The organism is Shewanella olleyana (assembly GCF_023283825.1).
GTDB lineage: Bacteria > Pseudomonadota > Gammaproteobacteria > Enterobacterales > Shewanellaceae > Shewanella > Shewanella olleyana.
Genome location: NZ_JAKILD010000027.1, coordinates 17,848 through 37,788 on the forward strand (window position 1 = coordinate 17,848; position 19,941 = coordinate 37,788).

Below are 19,941 nucleotides of genomic sequence, written 5' to 3' on the forward strand. Positions count from 1 at the left end.
ACTTGCCCTCAGGGAGTTTCACCGTGTTCCCACTACGTTGTTGCGCTAATTTATAAGGTACCTACATTACCGCATTAACGCGCCTAGTATTGAAAACACGGTGAAGCTCTGAAACACGTATATTCAAGTTGTTTGGGTATATAGATTATCAAAGCTGTTTATCGTTTTTCACGCCAATATATGATGCGGTCATGACCACGATAACGCCCAAAATAAGCACTTGCTCTTGGGTCATACAAGGTAATTGAAGATGCATTTTCCCAATTCCAATACCATTGAAGCCAATCAGGCACATCCAGGGGCGCTGTCACTTGTCCACGATAATCATTGGCAGTACCCGTAATAATGGCATTCCACAATAAGGTAAACTCACCGTTTGAGAAACTTGTTGTTTGCCCTGTTCTCTCGATGGCCTGTCCTGTGATTAAGGCTGGCTCAAACTGGTAACCAAGCGCCACATTATCAACTTGGCTGGCTAATGCTGGTGTGACTACAGTACAGCTGTCATCGATATTTAGCGTCCAAGCAGTCCCATTCCAATACTCAGCACGAGTCGGCATTTGCAATGTGTCACTCTCAGCACCATAAGTATTATCCATTAATACTCGACCATGACGAAAGCGTTGGTTAGATATTCGTTTCGCATCACAATTAGTGCCGCATGTGCCAGAAGTAGCCGCATTCATATCAGGGTCAGCAACGAAGCTATAGCCCTCAGGATTAAGAGTATCACCATCGTTATCTACAACTATCACCCCAATATCAAAATCCTCAAAGGGGCCATCTTGATTTGGGGCAGTTGTGCGACTCAGAGTCGCCATATAGCTATTATCAATAGTCGCCACACCTGCTGACCAAGAACCAGCAGAGACAGGTAATGCGCTCATGCGATTGCGCTTATCATCGCCATCACCAGCATTTTCCCCAACCAACAACGCTGTGGCATAAGCAAAGCTACCTTGATAGTTTTTAGTAACGTCTGAACCCATATTAAGCGCGTTAATGTTCATCGCCATCGAAAAGGGCTGATCCATATAATTAAACATGCCACATGCCGGCAAAACACTAACATCACTGATCAAAAATCTATCAGGTATAAAGCGGCCAACATTTCCCGAACTTGCAAGCGGGATTTCGTAAAAGCTGGAACCTAAGTAATTTGAAGGGGCTTTTGCGGTAAATTCAAAAACACCGACTTCACTGATAGATTGAGTGACTGTGTTTTGATTATCTGCCGCCGCGACATGATCGTAATCATCTAGCCCGAGAGTGCCTTGCTCACCTGGACTAGGCGATACAAGATTACTACCTAAAATGATGCCAGCATGTGCATAGTTTGGCGTGCTTAAATTGTCACAATAGTCAGTATCAGAATCTGACTGCCAAGCCATCCCTTGAATCTCAAGATTAAAATCTTCGCCTGCTTTTTTATAAACAGGACAAGTACTATTGCCTGTGGAACAGCTAGCATTAACATCTACTGGAGTGACACACAATCCGACAGGAAAGCTGACAAAAGGATCAGCGCCAACCATCACTAAACCAGCCTCGTCTCCCGTACCATCGTATTGCGCATTAAGTTGCACTTCTCCGGCATCAGGATAGTTCACTTCAATTTCTGCGATACCGTTACTGTTAAACGCCAGATTAATCGACGTTCTCGCACCATTACTCGTCCCGATATTTGTAGTAGCCCCTGTTCCAGTGACGGATACTGCCTGCCCTGATATCACATTACTCTGATCCGGAGAGACATAATCACTCCAAAAACCAACGCTTTTAGTGACATCAGCAAATTGAGGAACACATTCAAGAGTTTCACTATCTTTCTCTACTGCAGAAATGGAAATGACACCAGTAGGTTTATTCGCTAGCTTATCGGGCACATCAAAAATAAAACCACTGTCAGCAAAGTTAAGGGTACATTGGGCTGCTGTTGGCGTATTGCCAGCCACACTACATAAGGTTGTACTGAAAGGTTTAGCACCAGGTGTAGAGCCAGTAACATCGACAGTGACTGGCCCAGCGGTATTATTTCTTAGTGCTAAATTGGTACTACCGCCACTAAAGCTGACAACATTACCTCCGACCCATCCACCACCAGTTGCTATCGTTGATGGGCTTAATGTGGCCGTCACAAAGTCAGGCACAGTTTGGCTGCAGTCAGCGTTTGCACAAGCAGTCAATGTCATCGGCTCTGCGTTACAAGTTAACGCCGCACCAGTGTGAGTAAATTCGAAATGATCTATCACAACACCAATAGGGTTTGAATCAAGCGCACAAATTTCAACGTTATCTATTTCATGATTATTTGTCGCACCACCGGTAGAGCCTGTCAGCGACAAAAGGAAGTCAGCAGGAACAGCTGACTGATTAGGCTCAGCACTTGCGTCAAATGGGTCAATTAAGGTGACAAACCCCGAGCCCGTGTCACGTTCGACACTCACAATTGACTGCCCTGCAACTTGAGAGTCAACGGTTATACGATAACGGTGATTTGCATTTTCATTATCATCTACCGTTGGCGACAAACAATCTCCGTTAGGGTTAGTTGTTCCATTATCACAAGTACCACGTAAGTAGTTATAGCCTGTGGTACCAGAACCTGAACCACGAACCGCAACAGACTGCTGCCTTCTACCTGGTCCTCCCGGTCCGCCTTCAGTAGAAAAGTTACCATATTCATCTATACCGAAACCTAACCAGCCACCAGCAAAACCATCATCATTTGAACGTGCTCCATAACCAAGTGGACCACCATAAGATCCTGGCTGCGGAGTAATTGATGCATCTGACAACACAAAAGCGATACCGTCAGCGCCACTACCGCCATAGGCATAATGGTCAAACTCGATTACCACTAGGTTATCTGCTGCTGGGAATAACCGTTGGTATGTTGACGAGGTTGCCTGATTTCCAGCAGCCTGTGTTATCCGGAGACGATTATTGACAATCGAAGGTATAAAACCACCACGACTTTCTGAAACGACCCAGTCGTCACCCACATCACTTCGCTGAAAATCATCATTAAAACAGGTTAAGACCTGTTCTTCTTTTTCAAGTGCAATAAAACTATAGTTTTCCCAAATATGACTTCGGTCGTTATCTCGATAGGTATCTTCATCAACGACCATACTTACTAATGAATTGGTTAATTGACAACGCCTTAACCAGCCTCCATCACCACCACGTCGGCTATTTTTCCCAGCCACAAAAATAGGCGGATTAGTAAAGCCCTCTAGATCTGAAGTGTAATTACATTGATAAGCCAAATTTTGAATATTACCATTGGTGAATGTTTGCGCCTCACCAAAATGATATTTAAAGTTTTCGCCATTTAGTAACATCGAACCACTGCCAGATTCCACGCTAAGATAAGCGACAGTTTCAGCCTGAATTTCAGTATTATTTAAATTACCAGGCTGACATCTAGTGTTATTTGATCTCACCTCAGAGGTATCCATCGCTAAACCAATACCAGCATTATTAAATTGAGAAAGGCTCGTAAACCAACAATCATTCACTTGTGTCTGTAATTGATTAAGTACTACATTCTGCGTAGTGGGTAATTCAACATTAACATACGGGCTATTAGAGCCAATCAGTGCATTATCAATTTCTGCAGTCCCAGCAATAAGCTGAGTACCATTGGGCAGATCATGTGTACCAGCAGTAACTGCTATCCAGTGAATTTCAGACATGTCTTGCGATTGAACATAACGGTTAGCGGGCGACTCAGGCTCTTCTTGTGACCAACTAAATCCAGTTGTTGTAGGTGTTCCCGTTAAAAATACTGAAGCTGGCCCATCATTATTAGCATCACTTTCATTAATAGTGGGCATTAAGAAAATCAACGGTGTTGTGCCATCAGGGAAAGCGGTATCAAACTCAACATTACCAGAAGTAGATTTACCATATTGAATATGAAAAGGTTCAGGCTTGGTTGCTATATCGCAGTTAGGAGTCACTGAAATTAGACTAGATTGACCGTCAAAAGTTAAAGCTGAATTTCCTTCTAAATATATATTGTTGGCCGTCATGCCACCAACAAGTTCAGACGCTCCATCTAGTGTCGCATTTCCTTCAGCAACAACATAGGCTTCTAAGTTGGTATTGCCATTTAATGTAAAGTTTCCATACGTATAAATAAGTAAACTTTCAGGATCTGCTGAAAAAGTTTTATTAATATGGGTATAGTCAGACTTTATAAATAAGCTAACTATCCCATCCGTAGGAAAGGTAACATTTACACCATTATTTATATAGAGAGATTCAATCCAATACTGGCCAGGCGCAAAAATAATATTCCCTGAATTCGCACTCAAAGATTTTATTTTATAAATACCTTCAGCATTTTCAGAAGTAAACTCAACTGTTCGATCACTGCCGCCATCAACAGTAATATTCTGATATTCACCCTCTGGGATCTCAATAGTTTTCTCCTCCCATGATGGAGGGCCAAAATCATCTGTACTATCTGATTCACATTGAGAGAAATCTAGCCTACCAACAGGTAATGAAGCAACGAAATTACCTTCTTTACAGTTTTTAGCATTATCATTTGAAGGCACACACAACTTCGCCCCAGAGTTACCACCTTGAACGTAATTAAAAGTAGGTAATTGTCCGTTAGTCGGTGCGTTATAAATAAAAGAAGTATTTAAGTTGATACTACCCTGATCATCTATGTTATTTACGCCTTCAATGAAGGTATTACTCCAATCTGCTTTCACATGAGTGAATGGAGTAATTAATAACAAACCTAACGCTATTAGCTTGATAGTTGATTGCATTGTATTAATCCCCACGTGCTTCTACCTCCACTTGGCGATTCACTCTTAAGCAATTGGTTGTGGCAGCATTACCTGCACAGTCGCCTGTCTCGCATACCGCATTACTGGTGATTTGATACTGAGTTATTCCATCTACAGTTATAGCATTACATGTCACTGCAACGCTGCAACCATGAAAGCCAACAGAGCTTGGCGGAGTCCAAGTCGAATTAGCGCTACATACACCTACAGCACCTGACAACGGAAATAATTTTGCTAACTCAGCATCAGCAGCACTATTGGCACTAAACAAAGCCCTAGCCCCCCATACTTCAACGTTGACGGACTCGTCTCCGTCTTCGAGCATTTTAATGAGGGTTCCAGCTAATAAAAACATCACAATCAACACAAACACGGCAATCACTAAAGCGCTACCTTTTTGGTAACGCAATCTCGGTACTTGTATCTGTTTCTTGCTAGATAGCGGGTGATTAAGGAACATTGGTCACCTGCACTTGATGTTGATATTTAAAGGTTTCACCGTTAACACTAAAGCGAGGCTCAAGATGCACAATTGAATTAGTCATTAAATTTTGTTCAGTTACTTTAATCGCAGGTTCAGCCAATATAGAGTTAGTTATATTTTCAGCCATTAATACACTCGTGCCCATGTCACTAGGGGCTGGTTGACTCACTATGTAACCATAATTCGAATAACGATTTAAATTAACTTCAGTTGTGCCTGCAATACGCTCAAAACAATAGCTTACTGGCTCAGCGGCGAAATAAATTCTTTTAATGGGAGACTGCTCTGCAAATTGGACTGAGTTAGTGAAAGTGAGGGTTATTCTATTTGCCGATGAAGAGGCAGATTGCACCTCGAAACGCTTGTTTCGCGACGCTTGATAAACATCATTAACACCACTAATACTTTCATTTGCTAACGGATAAACAATGGCAAATAGCCCACTTGCAATACTAATATTATTGTCTACCACAGTTCCCGTTAAAGCGGCTGCATTCGGGTAAATAGGCAATGTTAAATAACTACTGCTCGCTTCAATTGGTAGCATTTCAATACATTGAAAACTGCCACCACTATCAGTGTGAAGTCTTACGCTATTTGGTACAGAGTTGCGAATATCCCGCGTCATACGCTCCATCGCAAACCGGCTTTGGCCGAGAACCTGATCTATTGAGCTTGATTCGACGAAAATGCGCGTACCAAAAATAACAAAACTACTCACCCCTACCACCAAGATCCCCAGAATGAGAATCACGGTGACCATCTCAACGAGAGTAAAGCCAACTTGTTGCACACGATGATTAAGAACCATTAATAGTTACTCCTTACCGCTTGGTAAGTAATAACTTCATTTGAAGGTGTTGTAACATCAATAGTAATGAGTTTTTGAGCTTGACCATTTAAATACTCAACGGTTACCAACATTTGATAACCTAAATACACTTCAGCATAAGTTTGATTGGAATCAAGCATATAACTGTTAATAGATAAACCATGGTAATCATCAACATCGTTAAAGTCATTTCGGTTTTCATCATCATCACCAAGATCATCTGTTTCGGTACAGCTTTTTCCTATATTACTAGGCGCTGTTGAATTACAAGCAGGAATACCGCCGTTAGAATTAGTATTTTCATCATAGCGCTTACCCCAAATTTCATTCATTACTGAATGTGCTAATTCAGCAGAGCGCACCCGCGATAAGGTTTCAACAGCGCGATCGGCTTGAGGTAACAACATAGAAGTAAGCATCACTATCGCAATGCTCAATACCAGCATGCCAATAACAAGTTCAATGAGAGTAAAACCAGATTGAGGTAGTTTTAGCGAATATACACTAAAAATCGGTTGAGGCTTGCGAGAGTTACAATGCATGAACATAACCCTCAGATTCCATAGCAATAGTTAAGGTTTCATCCGCATTTATTACAAAACAAGTGCCACTGCAGCCAAGGGTTGAGCGGCCTAAATTATCAAAATCCAAGCTAAAACTTGTACTGCCATTACTGGCTAGCTCAATAATAGCGCCGCCACTAAAGTCTTGTTTAGTATCTGTTCTAATAAGTTGAGCATTAATACAGCCTGCAAAAGCGTTATTGATATTATGGCTATAGGTGGTGAGTTGATATCCATCAGAAGAAACGCTGATGCGGTAACAGCGGTCACTATTATTTAAGGCCTTTATTTGAACTTGTCGAAGCTCACTGATGAATTCATTTCTGAGGGTATAGGCGCTATAACTTGATTCAGGTAATAATTTAGGCAATACAAACACGGCAATAATCCCCACAATTAAAATTGTAGTGACAAGCTCAATGAGCGAAAACCCCAAAGAGTATTTATAAAGCTTATTTAGCCGCATCTGAATCGTGAATGCCTTTTGTTACATTTCCCTATACACAGTATGGCAAAATATAACACAAACGTCTTGATATCCTTTACTAAAAATACAATCGTGTAAACGTCAATGTTGGTTATATTTTCTAGTTATCTTTTTATTTCAGATAATAAAAAAGGCCTGCAAGCAGACCTTTTTTGACTATAGATCAATTTAGCAATCAGAAGCTGCAGGCATAGGAAGGAATCCAGTTCCACCGTCAGAAATTCCACTTGCAAAAGTAGGTAAACCACCCTCGGTTTGTGCTTCTGTGTATTCTATATAGCAATTTGTTGGGGCATCTTTTTGCTGGATCTTCACAGTACCACCAGTACCTGTAATATCCCAATCATCTGTCGACATATCAACTGCGTTGATTACATCGCCAGCATCACCAGCAGTATAGCCATAAACAATATTCAATAATGTTCCAGTTCCAATGTCGACAGTAGCTTCACCATCATCATCACCTTTCTCAGCACCTGCAAGCGCAGCTTTTGAATACACTAAACTATTTGCACTTTGAATGGCTGTTTTTGCGCCTTGCAATGTTGATACTCTGGCATCACCTTGAAGGTTGATAAATTTAGGTGCTGCGGTAACCGCTAAAATACCTAAAATAATGATTACCACGACTAACTCAATCAGTGTAAAACCTTGTTGCTTTTGCATTTGAAAACCTTTAATTAAAATAGAACAACTTCAACTCACTTCTAATGAACAATTTGCTCATGAGTTTATTCATTTATCGCTACAATTTTATCACCAACAGTTAATCACAGAGTGTTATCAAGGGCACAAAAGACTTTAATAACTGATGTTTAAGCATAAAAAAGCCCGCTATTAGCGGGCTTATATTAATATTGATTACTAGCAAGCTGAAGCATCAGGTATTGCTGTAAATGTAGGAACAGTGGTCGCCGTAGCTGCACCATATGTAAAGAAACAAGTTGATGGTGCTCCTGCTTGCCAAAAACTACCTGAAGCAGAATCAAAAATCCAATCAGTAGTTATTGAAGTGTCGCTAGGGTCATCACCTTCTGAGATACTTACTTCTAATGCGTTTTGAAAATCGGCTAGAATATCCTCTGTTAAATAACCGAAATCAGTAGTTACAGTTATTGCTGTTGCTCCTGTTCCACTTATTGTTACTGTTTCATCTGCCGTTTTTTCTAAGCCTGCTAGTGCTGCTTTAGAGTAAACTAACGTATTCGCCCCTTGAATCGCAGCCTTTAACCCATTTAACGCAGATACACGCGCATCGCCTTGTAGATTGATAAATTTAGGTGCTGCAGTCACAGCTAAAATACCTAAAATGATGATTACCACTACTAACTCAATTAATGTAAAACCTTGTTGCTTTTGTTTGATTTGCATAATGTCGACCCTTAATTAAAATCAAAAATATGTGAATGTTGTACTTCAGTTCATTTATTTGTTTATTACAATGCCCACTCAATATTCCATATTTTGTGGTAATTCGATTTAAATCTTAACGCGTCGCTATATTGCGACTTGCTCTTGTAATTAGTGATTAGTCATTACTAAAACTAAGCACTTGTCCTGTTCCTGGATTATATGTCACACCCTTAGCACCTGTAGTAGTTAAGTCAGGAGCTGGAGATGGTACACCGCTATTTTGATTTAATGTGAGCGACGCAACTTGATGATAGACACAAAGATCGATGCCAGAAACTGAAGTGCCGTCGATTGAAGTAGATGTTCCACCTACCCCATTTTGCACTCTAACCGTATATCGCTGATCTCGAGCGTCTTCATTAAAAATTACATTCCGCGGTGCACTTTGCAAAACATTGTCGAATACTTCCTGACAAGTTTCGTTAGTCATTGCAGTCACATCGGTATTGCTGGTGCCAGTAGGAAAACCAAATCGCGTGTCTAAAGAAACCACTGTCCCATCTAAAATCACCGATGTATTGCGACGACCGTCAACTTCCCACTGCGCTCTAACGAAGCCAACAGCAGTTGCCAAGCCACCAGAAACACCATCGACACTGGCATTTTGTGCATCTTCAGTGACATTCAAAAAACGAGGAATAGCTGTCGCAGCTAATAAACCAAGAATAACAATAACAATCACTAATTCGATTAACGAGAAGCCTTGTTGTTTTAATTTCATAATAAAATACCTAAGTTGCGACCTACACTTGTCAAACTAAAATTACAGCCGTAAGGCTATTGTTACCTAGCTAAAGCTATCATGTAAATAAATTTTAGCACCATTTCTACATTTAAACATTTGTAATAGCTAAATATTAGCGATCACTATCAAAAAAAATCACTCTTCCAGATGAGGTTTGATAACTAATACTGCCACTTTGCTCAGTTGCAAAACGACAAATTTTTGTCTCATTTTGATAAAAAACCTCAGCTTTAATATCATGCAAATTACTTGCCATTAAATGCTGCCATAACTCTTTACAGCCTTCTTCTGACTCATCACTTAACTGTGGCCAACCTTTATCAGACATCTTGATAATATTTTTGCTGGCGCGGATACTATCAGCGCCAAGCTGTTTATTTGCTGAACCAACACCAATATTTTCCCAGCTCAACTTTAAAGAATTTGGCCTGCCTTGACTAAGCCACTGGCTCTTCACCATAGCCAAAACATATAACAACCTGCTGTGCTCAAGCTCTAAACTTTTGGTCCCTATACTATCGACACTTGAAAAATGCTTTGTCCCAATAACGCCCATAATAACAATGACCAAAGTAAGCGAAATAATACGAGCATAAGTCTTAAGAAGATCGCTTTCTGATTTCTGTTGCTTTCGCATTATGCAACCAACTCACTATTTTTTATTGCAAACTGCAACTTTTTTAATAACACCTTTAAAGACTTCTTAAATGACGGTATGGATAAGTCGCTCGACATGCAAGTTCCCCTTAACCTTTTACAACATTGAGCATATCCCACATAGGTAAGTAAATACCCAATGCTAGGATGAGAACAATACACGCGACAAACCCAATTAAAATCGGCTCTAATTTGGCGGTTAAGTTTTTTAAGTCATAATCAACTTCGCCTTCATAAAAATCAGCAGCATCATTAAGCAATTGATCTATCTGTCCAGTTTCCTCGCCCACTGCAACCATTTGCAGCACTAATGGAGTAAACAAACCGCTTTGATTAGACACCCGAAGCATTGATTCACCTGATTCAATACCGCGCCTCATAGCGACAATTCGGTCATGCATATAACTATTATCTACTGCATCAGCAACTAAACTGAGTGCTTGGGTCATAGGCACACCTGCGCCTAACATCATCGAAAAGCTTCGACAGTAACGAGATAAAGTAGAGCGCTCGATAATTGAACCCACAGCAGGAATGTGTAACTTCCACTTATCCCATTGCCGCTCGCCTTTTTCAGTATGATGCCAGTAACGTATGCCAACAATCGTTCCCACTAGAGCGACTAGCATGACATGCCAGTAATTGACAAATAAGCTAGATGTCGCCATTAATATTTTAGTGGCCCAAGGTAAATCAGCACCAAAACGGGAGAACATATCGGCAAACTTAGGGATCACCATGATATTCAAAATAACCATGGCAATGGTGATTGCGATAAGTACAAATATTGGGTAACGCATTGCAGACTTAATTCGACGGCGAGTTTCCTGTTCGCGCTCGATATAGCCAGAAAGCTGAATAAATGCGTCTTCTAATTTACCGGTATTCTCGCCTACATGAACCATAGAGATAAACAAAGAATCAAACACGTCTTGATGTTGATTCATTGCTGAAGACAAAGGTCGGCCTGAAGTTAATTGCTCTGAAATATCATTCAAAGCATCTTTCATACGTTGGGAGTGAGTTGTTTCAGCAAGGCCTGCAATCGCTCTTAAAATAGGGATACCAGAACGTGTTAGAGAGTACATTTGTCGAGTGAAAATTTGTAGCTCTTCTAATGACACTTTACTGGCGAATATACTGCCCATTTTAAAGGGTTGAGATTGCTTAACTTCACGCAGCTCGAGAGGAATAATGCCACGAGACATCAACGCATCAGCTGCGCTGCTTTCATTAGCAGATTCAATAAACGCTTCAACTGCAGCGCCTTGATTATTTCGACCTCGATACTGGTAAGTCGGCATAATTACACCCCATTCCCAATATCATTAGGTATATCGCTTGGAAGCTCACTGACATCTTCAACTAACTTGGCAACCTCTTCAATGGTCGTCATACCATTATATAAATATTCAAAAGCAGAATCAGCCAAAGGAACAAATGTCGGGCTCTTTTTAGCGGCATGGGCGAAATCCTGCGGGTTTCCGGTTCGCATTGCATCAACCATGTCATCATCTAGTTCTAGGATCTCAAAAATACCAATACGGCCACGGTACCCCGAACCATTACAACTTTGACAGCCTGTGCCTATTTTATACGTTGCCGCAGCAAAATCTTTTTTAGCCGTTGAGTTAATCCAAGCTAGTTCAGCTGCACTAGGTTGATGGTGAGTCATACAATTAGGACAAACTCGCCTTACAAGCCTTTGTGCAATAATCACTCGAAGAGCACTGGCAACAAGGTAACTGGCAGCCCCCATATCGAGTAATCGCAACGCACTAGTAATAGCATCATTGGTATGCAGTGTTGATAATACAAAGTGACCGGTTAATGCGCCTCGAAGACCGATTTCGACCGTCTCTTGGTCACGCATCTCACCGACCATGATGATATCGGGATCTTGTCGTAAAGTGGTACGCAGAACATTCGAGAAATTTAAACCAATTTTATGGTTAACTTGAACTTGGTTAATTCGAGGCAATTGGTATTCAACCGGATCCTCTACAGTAATAATTTTGGTATCTGGTTTATTAAGTTCACTCAAAATGCCGTACAAGGTAGTGGTTTTACCGCTACCTGTTGGTCCTGTCACCAACAGCATACCGTGAGGTCGCTTAATCTGCTTACGGATCCGTTGCAAGATATGATCTGGCATACCCGTTTCATTCAGCGTCAACAAACCAGCTGATTGATCCAGCAAACGCATTACAACCGATTCACCATGATAAATAGGCATTGTTGACATACGAATATCAATTTTATGGCCTTTGATTTCGATATGAAAACGACCATCTTGAGGCATACGTTTTTCAGAAATATCCAAACCGGCCATCAGCTTTAAACGTAATACTAACGCTGATGCAATGTTAACTTCATCGAGAGTATTCTCGTGCAGTTGACCATCAATACGTTGACGTATTCGCAGTACTTTTTCACCTGGTTCAATATGAATATCCGATGCGCGCATTTGCACCGCGTCTTCAAAAATTGATTGCAGTAGTTTTACGACCGTCGTTTCATTATCGCTGTCGCTGTCAGTGATGCTCGCCAAATCGAACATATCATCAGCTGCATATTCCTCTTCCAACTCACCAGCGATTTTGGCAATTTCACCCGTACGGCGATATAGATTATCGAACGCATCTAATAGCTGCTGCTCAGGGGTGACTGCAATGGTGATTTTTTTAGGTGCGATAAACACTTCTAAATTATCGATAGCTTGTAAATCAGCGGGATCACTCATTGCCAATGTCACAGTATCGGACGTCGCCTCAACCACCAAAGCACGATAACGCCTTGCTTGCACTTCAGGGATCAGATTAACAACTTCTGAGGGGATCGACAGACGACTAATATCTAGATACGGTAAATTTAACTGTTGTGACAAGAACTTAAGTAACTGGTCTTCAGTGATACAATTCAAATCAATTAAGGTACGCCCCAGCTTTTTACCTGAGTTACGTTGCTCAGAAAGTGCTTGGGTTAACTGATCATCAGTAATAATGTGTTCTTGAACGAGAAGGTCGCCTAATCGCATTTTTAATTTAGGTTTCATTGGCTACCTCCTAGTTGAATCAATCGTTGTTCAATATATGTCATAGCGCCAGTTGATAGTCCCCGATAAGACAAAGCTTTTTGATAAGCATCCGCAGCTTGCGAATATTGTTGTTGTGAATCTAACGCATAAGCTAACCCCATCCACCAACGGGCTTGCGAAGGTTCTATCGATATTAGCGAGCGATATGCAGATTCAGCGAGTTCAAAGCGACCATTTTTTTGTGCGATGTCACTTTGTAGAATCCACTTATCTCTTTTCCAATCGCTGCCATCACTAATCCCTTCTAAAGTCGTCAGTGCTTTCATTGGGCTAAAAGATGCGTTCTCAACTTTGGCTTTTAAAATGGCTAATTCAACTTCTTCAGGAAATTGAGCAACTCCTTGCGCTAAAATTTGCTCAGCTCGGCCCAAATTGTTGAGCGCGTAATACAAGGAAGCCAGTTGCTTTCTTGCTTGATGCATTGAAGGATCAAGCACTAATGCTTCGTAGTAATATTTAACAGCTCTATCAATCTTTTGCTGCTGCTCAGCCACTTCTGCAATATCAAATTTCTTTTGTGCAAGTTGTGCATCTGTCAGTATGACTTCTTTTACCGCCATAACACCTTTAGTGCTTTTACTAGTGCTATTACTTGCGCTTAACTCTGCTCTATTGGTGGTGTTAACCTGTTTAAGTTGAGCTAACTTTTTATCAGATTCACCAGTGTTTACATTGGTTTTCACATCATCAACAATCGAAGACGTTCGTGTATTTTGTGAAAACCTAACTTGCACGTTAGAAGTGCCATTGTTGACCTTCGAAGGCCTTAACGAATTTACCTCAGTGATAGAAGCCATTTTAGAGTCAACTTTAACAACCCCCTTTGGCTCTTGTAACTCTGCTGAGACAGACTGCGCAGCTGAAGTATTATCACTATTAGGCGAAATACCTGTATTACTGCTTGTTGAGCTATTGCTTGCAAACTCATCAGCATTAGAGGTAGTTGAAATATTTGCTCCCTCTGAAGCTAAAATTACTTCTTTGGCTTTAGCTAGAGCAATTGTTGAAGCCTCGGTCACTTCATTTGTAACACTCTCACGTGAAGCACTCTGATATGCAGAGCCTTCACTCTGAGCTTTAGCGACTTCTACATCATTGATATCACCGCTTTTAAGTTCATTATCTTGAACTTCAGTTAATTTACTCGTCTCATTTGCCGCTATTGTTTGAGTCTGAGCCTGATTTTGAGTCTGAGCTTGAGTTTGTTTCGCTTCAGCCAATGGCTGCAAATTTTGTATTTGAACGCCTTGGCGATAAAACATAAACCCGAAAATAGCCACGGCAGTTAGCATCGCAATCGACATATACATCCCTTTTCGGGACGATGACTCTTCCGAACCATCTGTATTCAATTGGCTAGTAAACTGCACTTCGGGTTTGACAAAACCTGAACTAGACTCGCCTACGTTACTGTCTGTCGACTGTTTCTGCTTATCAAGGTCTTTTAATACTTTATTAATAACGCTCATATTGACTCTCTTAACATCGATAACCAGTCAACATCGATAACAAGTAGCGTTACCAGTGAAGCGCATAAAATTGATAAACCTATGATGAGTGAAATAAATAACCTTCTATTTTGGTCTTTAACTATTAATGACTTAGCATCTTCAGTATCAACAATGGCCGCTTTGCAATGCTTAGTTAGCACCTTATTGCCGCCTTCAGCGAAACATAACAATAAGGCTTTATTGACAATCACATTGACCAAACGAGGGATCCCTCTCGCCGCTGTTGATACCAGCTTTATATCTTTGTCTGTGAATAATGCCTCGCCTTGATATCCCGCAATAGATAAACGGTAATTAATATAGGCTTGAATTTCATCCCACAGTAAAGGCCTTAAACGATAGCTAAAGGTAATTCTCTGTTTTAACTGCCTTAATGATTTATCTTGCAGTCGCTTATCCAGTTCTGGCTGGCCAAATAGCACTACCTGAATGAGCTTGGCACTTTCGGTCTCTAAATTAGTAAACAGCCTCAATGTTTCTAGGCTCTCATTAGGCAAAGCCTGAGCTTCATCTAACACTAAAATCACTTTCAGCCCTTGGCTATTGAGTTCCAATAATCGATTCTGGATAAGACCCGTTAATTGCTGTTGATTTAGGTTTTCTTGTAACGTAATGCCTAATTCAGTAGCCAGTGCCCAACGTAACTCTTCTGGGCTTAAATACGGATTTGGAACATAAGCACACTGATAATTATCGGGTAATTCATTTAATAACTTTCGGCAAATCAGGGTTTTTCCTGTTCCGACTTCACCAGTCACTTTGATAAAACCCTCGCCATTTTCTATGGCGATTTGTAGTACCTGCAAGGCCTCAACATGAGGCGTTAACCCAAAAAAGAATTGCGTATTTGGGGTTAACGTAAACGGTAATTGATTTAAACCAAAATGCTGTTGGTACATAGCACTATTAACGGTGTTAGCCGTTACTCCTGCTCAGGATACCAACGATCTAATAAATCTTTAGAGCGCTGCAATTCATTACTCCAAGTATCAGCGCCCACCACCGTTGGTTTTAGCATGATGATTAATTCAGTCTTCACAGTCGATTTACTACGATTAGTAAACGCTTCACCTAGAAATGGAATATCGCCAAGCAATGGCACTTTTGAAATAGCTTCAATATTCTCACTCTTCATCAAGCCACCAATGACAACAACATCACCTGAAGAGGCTTTAATCACAGTGTCTGATTCACGGATCTCACTCTGAGCCAAAGGTAACTCTAGGGTTGAGCCACTGATTTTAATTTCTTTAACTTGCTCCGAAACATCAATAACCGATGGGTGAACATGGAGTAGCACATTTCCTTCAGCATCGATTTGCGGGGTAACATCTAATGCAATACCTGAAAAGAAAGGCGTTAATTCAACTTCTGGCGTCGTCACAGGTGTTGTTCCCGCAACCGTTGTAGAAGATACATCAGTAACGAAGTACTCGTCGTTACCGACCTTAATGACTGCTTTTTGGTTATTTGATGCTGTGACACGGGGACTAGAAAGAACATCAACATCACCCTGAGTATCCAGCAAACTAATCATGGTGCTAAAGTCTGTACCCGTTAAGCTAATAGAAGTGACGCCACCAATCACATTCGTAATTTGATCGCTTAACCCAGATCCTGGCGATGTACCGAAATTAATATCCGTGCTACCCGCATGGCCTAAAACGTTATCCCACTGAATACCTTGCTGATAGCCATCAGATAATGTGACTTCTAAAATTTTGGCTTCTAAAATCACTTGGCGTTGTAGGTGAGTCTCAGCTTTATTTAAAAATGTGCTCACTTGGCGCAGCTCATCCGGATAAGCTCTTACCGTCACTAATCCAGCTTGCGGTGTAACCACCACTTGGCGACCGCCACCAGAACTACCAATGATAGAAACTAAGGTTTTTTCTAGCTCACCCCAAAAATTAGTTTTGGTGGTGGAGCGGATAAAGGTGCCGTTAGTATTATCAGAGCTATCGTTATTACTGCTGTTAGAGTTATTACTACTGCTAGAGCTATTATTGGAAGAATTATTATTCGAGTTTGAATTCGAATTTGAATTATCATTATTATCTGAAATCCGACCTGAGCTTACAGAAGTCAGCGACAAGCCTTCACGTTCCATGTATAGGTAATTTAAAGGGTATGTTTCAGTGCGCATGCCCGAAGGGAATATTCGTAAAATGCGCCCTTCCCGACTCACTTCGTAGCCATAAATATCTTCAACAACCTTAATCACTTCAGACAAAGTCACGCCATTGAGTGAAATAGAAATGGTGCCAGTTACATCAGGATGAACAGCCACACTTAATGGTGTGCCTTGCACTAAGCTTGGGAAAAAGACTTTTGCATCGACATCATTAGCCGAAACATCAAAACGTCGCTCTTTTGGTAGAACAGGGCTCGCGCCTCCTAACAGACTTGAGCCATTCAATTCACGCTGAACCTCTTCAGGCATTTGCGCTGGCGGCGGCACAATATTTTGTGCAGCTTGTGCCTCAGCTAACGATTGGGTTAACTCTGCTTTAGACGTCGTAGGATCAGGTCTATCCGTGGTTTGACAACCAAGCAAACAAAGAGATAGCAGAGGGGTGGCGTATTTTATCAAATTCATTTTTATTTTTGTCCTATCGCTCTGTTATCGATTGAAAAAGCTTAAGTTTTCGTCCGCCTGACAAATTAACATAGCTTTTTCCAATGTATTCAACTCTTATCCCATCAATGCGGTCGCCAACGAATAAGATTTTGTTATTAATAACGGCATGGGGCTTGGCGCTGTTCACAATGCTATTAAGTACTAAGGAGCCTGCCCTTTCTGCATTAGAAGTGACGGTTACATAGCCTTGGCCTGGTAAAGTAGGGTCTCTTAACGCTTTGGCATGGCTTAGAAAGCTAGTACTTAGAAAAGTAGTGCATACTAAGCTTAATATCGTGAGTATAAAAATCGGTTTATTCTGCAACACTGATAAACTCCTTATTAATACTCAAGGTATAAAGCTCTAGCTCAACGGTCGCATTTGGGTGCTTATCGACATGATAATTTAAGCGTTTCCAGTACAACTTATCTGGCATTGCTTCAATTGACTCTACAAATTTTAAAATCGAAAAGTAACTGCCTTCCAAGGTCAGCTTAATACCGTGGCTGTAGAGATTCATTTTATGCTCATCTCCCACCTGTAAAAGCGGTGTTGGAGCGATTGAACCAAAAGAGAGTAAGTTCACGCCTTGCACATTTCCTAGCAAATTAGTTAAAACTGTCGGCATGTAGCTTGCTGGAACCATTGAAACCATTTGCGCATCTAAATCCGCATCAATCACTTGAGCCTGCTGTTCAATATGCGCTAAACGATTTCGATAATCGACATTAGGATCTAGCGCTAAGCGTTGCTGATATAATTCAATTTGTTGGCTAGAAACATTATTCTCATTGTCGATTTGTGCCAGCTGTCTTGAAAGTTTTTGTCTTTCTTTAAACACGCTCTCAACGGGTAAATAAACTATCATGCCAATAAGCACCAAGGCAGCCACGCAAATCAATACCCGCTCACGCTGGCTTAATACATTAAATTTAGATTCTAATTGTTGCCAAACTTGTTTCATTGCTTAGCCTCCACTTCTGGAGCACTGGATAGCTTAAATGCTAACGGTTGTGATTCTCCGCGATCCATTGTCATCGTTGCGAACGCATAACCTTTGAGAGTATCAGTGTGTTTTAACGCTTCGACCCATTTGGGGATACTTTGCGGTTTAGCACCAAAGCCTTCAAACTCAAAACGTTGTTCATTAACGGCAATACGGCTAAGCCATACCGAACCATCTGAAACGCTGGCTAAATCAGTCAACAGGTTTGAATAACCACGACTAATGACATTATCTCGCTGATTTAATTCGGTGGATAACAGCTTCTTTAAATCTAAACGTTGCTGCTCTAGTTCAACCCTAGCAACCAATTCAGGATCAGGCACGCGATTAGCGATTTGTTGTTCAAGCTGGATTTTTTGTTCATCTAATTGTGATTTTTGAGCTGATACTTTCGCCACATCAGCTTCAAGGCCTGAGACCAACCAATAACCAATTGCCCAGCTAAAGAGACTGATGAAAACCAATCCTGCCACCATCATCATCATTCTCTCAAACGACAGGCGTAATTTTGCAGGTAACAAGTCAGCACTATATAAATTAACTGTGGTTTTTATCATGCTTCACCTCCAGTTAATGCTTTGTAGGCCATCATAGATAAGTGCTCAGTGACATTACTATGATCTGTGGTACTGACCTTCTGATTGAAGTTTTGTGCCACTAATGGCACTAATGCTTTAGACTCTCCATCGATAAGTAAGTCGATAGAACCCACTGGAGCTTGCCTTAATTGGCTTTCGAAGTAATCCATAGAGCGTTGAATTTCTAAACTCAAGTTGTCAGCTAAGCCGTACTGAAGATCTGCAGCGCTAGCTTGGTCGATTTGAGCAAAGCCTCTTACTCGGCGCTGCATTAACAACTCACCCTGCTTGACTACCGTTAGGAGTAAATCATGTTCTGGCACATGGCTCACCACCATATGGGTTGCTGCATCATCAAATAAAAGCGGCATCGCCAACTCTTCAATGCTAATACCCGCAATAGTGTGGCCATGTAATTCACAAGCTTGGGCTAAAGTAGATAGCTGCATTTTATTAGCAACAACGACGTTAATTTTTCCAGTGCTTGTCAGCGATGATTCAAAATAATCCAATTGGATATTGGTCACTGGCTCAGTCGCCAAATCTTTCACTGACCACAACAGGGCTTGATTTAACTCATTGGCCTCTACGTTGGGTTTATCGGCCACAATCAGTTGATAAAATGATTCGCCCAATACAATTTGTAATTTTGCATGACCAAAGGTGTCTTTTATCTCAGCAAATGCTTCTGACCAATTTTCGCCATTAAAGGCAATTTTTTTAGTTACTCCCGATAATTTGGAGTTTACTTGGCTTTGATGTTCAAGATCAGAATCTTGCTTATCGGTTTCTTGCACTTCGTCTTGGAACACAGAAATCGAATCAGCACTGATGTACAACCCAAGTACTGTAGAAGTTTGGGTTTGGCGCCAGAATGTTAACTTACTTAGAAAACCATTATTCATTCAAAAACCTGTGCCTTGATAATCAGCTAAGAAACGATATATATAAACTGATAAAATAATAAAAAGGTGCACGCTAAAAACTTAACAATACAAGCTTGTTCAAACGGTATACACCAACAACCATGTAACATAAAGAACAGTTAATGGTTAAAAGCTTGTCAAAAAAATATCCTATGACATATTAACCGCTAATCACTTAATTTTATAGAAAAATAACATCAAAGAAAG

18 protein-coding genes are annotated in these 19,941 nt (G+C 40.9%); all 18 read right to left on the reverse strand.

The genetic code is table 11. The features are described from left to right. Positions 1 to 158: 158 nt before the first annotated feature. Positions 159 to 4,793 (reverse strand): DUF6701 domain-containing protein, encoded by a 4,635-nt coding sequence (locus L2735_RS16935; RefSeq protein ID WP_248985829.1) that lies wholly within the window; start codon positions 4,791 to 4,793, stop codon positions 159 to 161. 4 nt (positions 4,794 to 4,797) lie between these two features. Then, a complete protein-coding gene (locus L2735_RS16940) occupies positions 4,798 to 5,274 on the reverse strand; it encodes an MSHA biogenesis protein MshP (protein ID WP_248985830.1) in 477 nt (158 codons plus the stop codon). Then, complete coding sequence (locus tag L2735_RS16945; protein WP_248985831.1) at positions 5,264 to 6,109, reverse strand: PilW family protein; 846 nt, start codon at positions 6,107 to 6,109, stop codon at positions 5,264 to 5,266. The genes L2735_RS16940 and L2735_RS16945 overlap by 11 nt, the downstream gene beginning before the upstream one ends. Next, on the reverse strand, positions 6,109 to 6,672 hold the full coding sequence (locus L2735_RS16950) for a type IV pilus modification PilV family protein (RefSeq protein ID WP_248985832.1): 564 nt from the start codon (positions 6,670 to 6,672) through the stop codon (positions 6,109 to 6,111). Before L2735_RS16950 ends, L2735_RS16945 begins: the two co-directional genes overlap by 1 nt. Further along, positions 6,662 to 7,159: a type II secretion system protein gene (locus tag L2735_RS16955; RefSeq protein ID WP_248985833.1), complete on the reverse strand. Its 498-nt coding sequence runs from the start codon at positions 7,157 to 7,159 to the stop codon at positions 6,662 to 6,664. The genes L2735_RS16950 and L2735_RS16955 overlap by 11 nt, the downstream gene beginning before the upstream one ends. 189 nt (positions 7,160 to 7,348) lie before the next feature. Then, on the reverse strand, positions 7,349 to 7,846 hold the full coding sequence (locus L2735_RS16960; RefSeq protein ID WP_248985834.1) for a prepilin-type N-terminal cleavage/methylation domain-containing protein: 498 nt from the start codon (positions 7,844 to 7,846) through the stop codon (positions 7,349 to 7,351). 198 nt (positions 7,847 to 8,044) lie between these two features. After that, positions 8,045 to 8,551: a type II secretion system protein gene (locus L2735_RS16965; RefSeq protein WP_248985835.1), complete on the reverse strand. Its 507-nt coding sequence runs from the start codon at positions 8,549 to 8,551 to the stop codon at positions 8,045 to 8,047. Between the two features lie 157 nt (positions 8,552 to 8,708). Further along, positions 8,709 to 9,314, reverse strand: coding sequence for a prepilin-type N-terminal cleavage/methylation domain-containing protein (locus L2735_RS16970; protein WP_248985836.1), 606 nt, complete (start codon positions 9,312 to 9,314; stop codon positions 8,709 to 8,711). Between the two features lie 136 nt (positions 9,315 to 9,450). Continuing rightward, on the reverse strand, positions 9,451 to 9,975 hold the full coding sequence (locus L2735_RS16975) for an MSHA biogenesis protein MshF (RefSeq protein WP_248985837.1): 525 nt from the start codon (positions 9,973 to 9,975) through the stop codon (positions 9,451 to 9,453). Between the two features lie 109 nt (positions 9,976 to 10,084). After that, positions 10,085 to 11,299 (reverse strand): type II secretion system F family protein, encoded by a 1,215-nt coding sequence (locus L2735_RS16980; protein WP_248985838.1) that lies wholly within the window; start codon positions 11,297 to 11,299, stop codon positions 10,085 to 10,087. Positions 11,300 to 11,301: 2 nt separating this feature from the next. Beyond that, positions 11,302 to 13,050, reverse strand: a complete 1,749-nt coding sequence (locus tag L2735_RS16985) for a GspE/PulE family protein (RefSeq protein WP_248985839.1) — start codon at positions 13,048 to 13,050, stop codon at positions 11,302 to 11,304. Beyond that, positions 13,047 to 14,561, reverse strand: coding sequence for a tetratricopeptide repeat protein (locus L2735_RS16990; RefSeq protein ID WP_248985840.1), 1,515 nt, complete (start codon positions 14,559 to 14,561; stop codon positions 13,047 to 13,049). Before L2735_RS16990 ends, L2735_RS16985 begins: the two co-directional genes overlap by 4 nt. Beyond that, entirely contained in the window at positions 14,558 to 15,502 is a 945-nt protein-coding gene (locus tag L2735_RS16995) for an ExeA family protein (protein ID WP_248985841.1), read from the reverse strand. Before L2735_RS16995 ends, L2735_RS16990 begins: the two co-directional genes overlap by 4 nt. A 23-nt stretch (positions 15,503 to 15,525) precedes the next feature. Continuing rightward, a complete protein-coding gene (gene mshL / locus L2735_RS17000; protein WP_248985842.1) occupies positions 15,526 to 17,202 on the reverse strand; it encodes a pilus (MSHA type) biogenesis protein MshL in 1,677 nt (558 codons plus the stop codon). Between the two features lie 13 nt (positions 17,203 to 17,215). After that, positions 17,216 to 17,551, reverse strand: a complete 336-nt coding sequence (locus tag L2735_RS17005) for an MSHA biogenesis protein MshK (protein WP_428848328.1) — start codon at positions 17,549 to 17,551, stop codon at positions 17,216 to 17,218. Continuing rightward, positions 17,538 to 18,188: an MSHA biogenesis protein MshJ gene (locus L2735_RS17010; RefSeq protein ID WP_248985843.1), complete on the reverse strand. Its 651-nt coding sequence runs from the start codon at positions 18,186 to 18,188 to the stop codon at positions 17,538 to 17,540. The genes L2735_RS17005 and L2735_RS17010 overlap by 14 nt, the downstream gene beginning before the upstream one ends. Continuing rightward, positions 18,185 to 18,787 carry a fimbrial assembly protein gene (locus L2735_RS17015; protein WP_248985844.1) on the reverse strand — a complete coding sequence of 201 codons (603 nt, stop codon included), beginning with the start codon at positions 18,785 to 18,787 and terminating at the stop codon, positions 18,185 to 18,187. Before L2735_RS17015 ends, L2735_RS17010 begins: the two co-directional genes overlap by 4 nt. Next, positions 18,784 to 19,713 carry a biogenesis protein MshI gene (locus tag L2735_RS17020; RefSeq protein ID WP_248985845.1) on the reverse strand — a complete coding sequence of 310 codons (930 nt, stop codon included), beginning with the start codon at positions 19,711 to 19,713 and terminating at the stop codon, positions 18,784 to 18,786. Before L2735_RS17020 ends, L2735_RS17015 begins: the two co-directional genes overlap by 4 nt. Between the last annotated feature and the right edge of the window lie 228 nt (positions 19,714 to 19,941).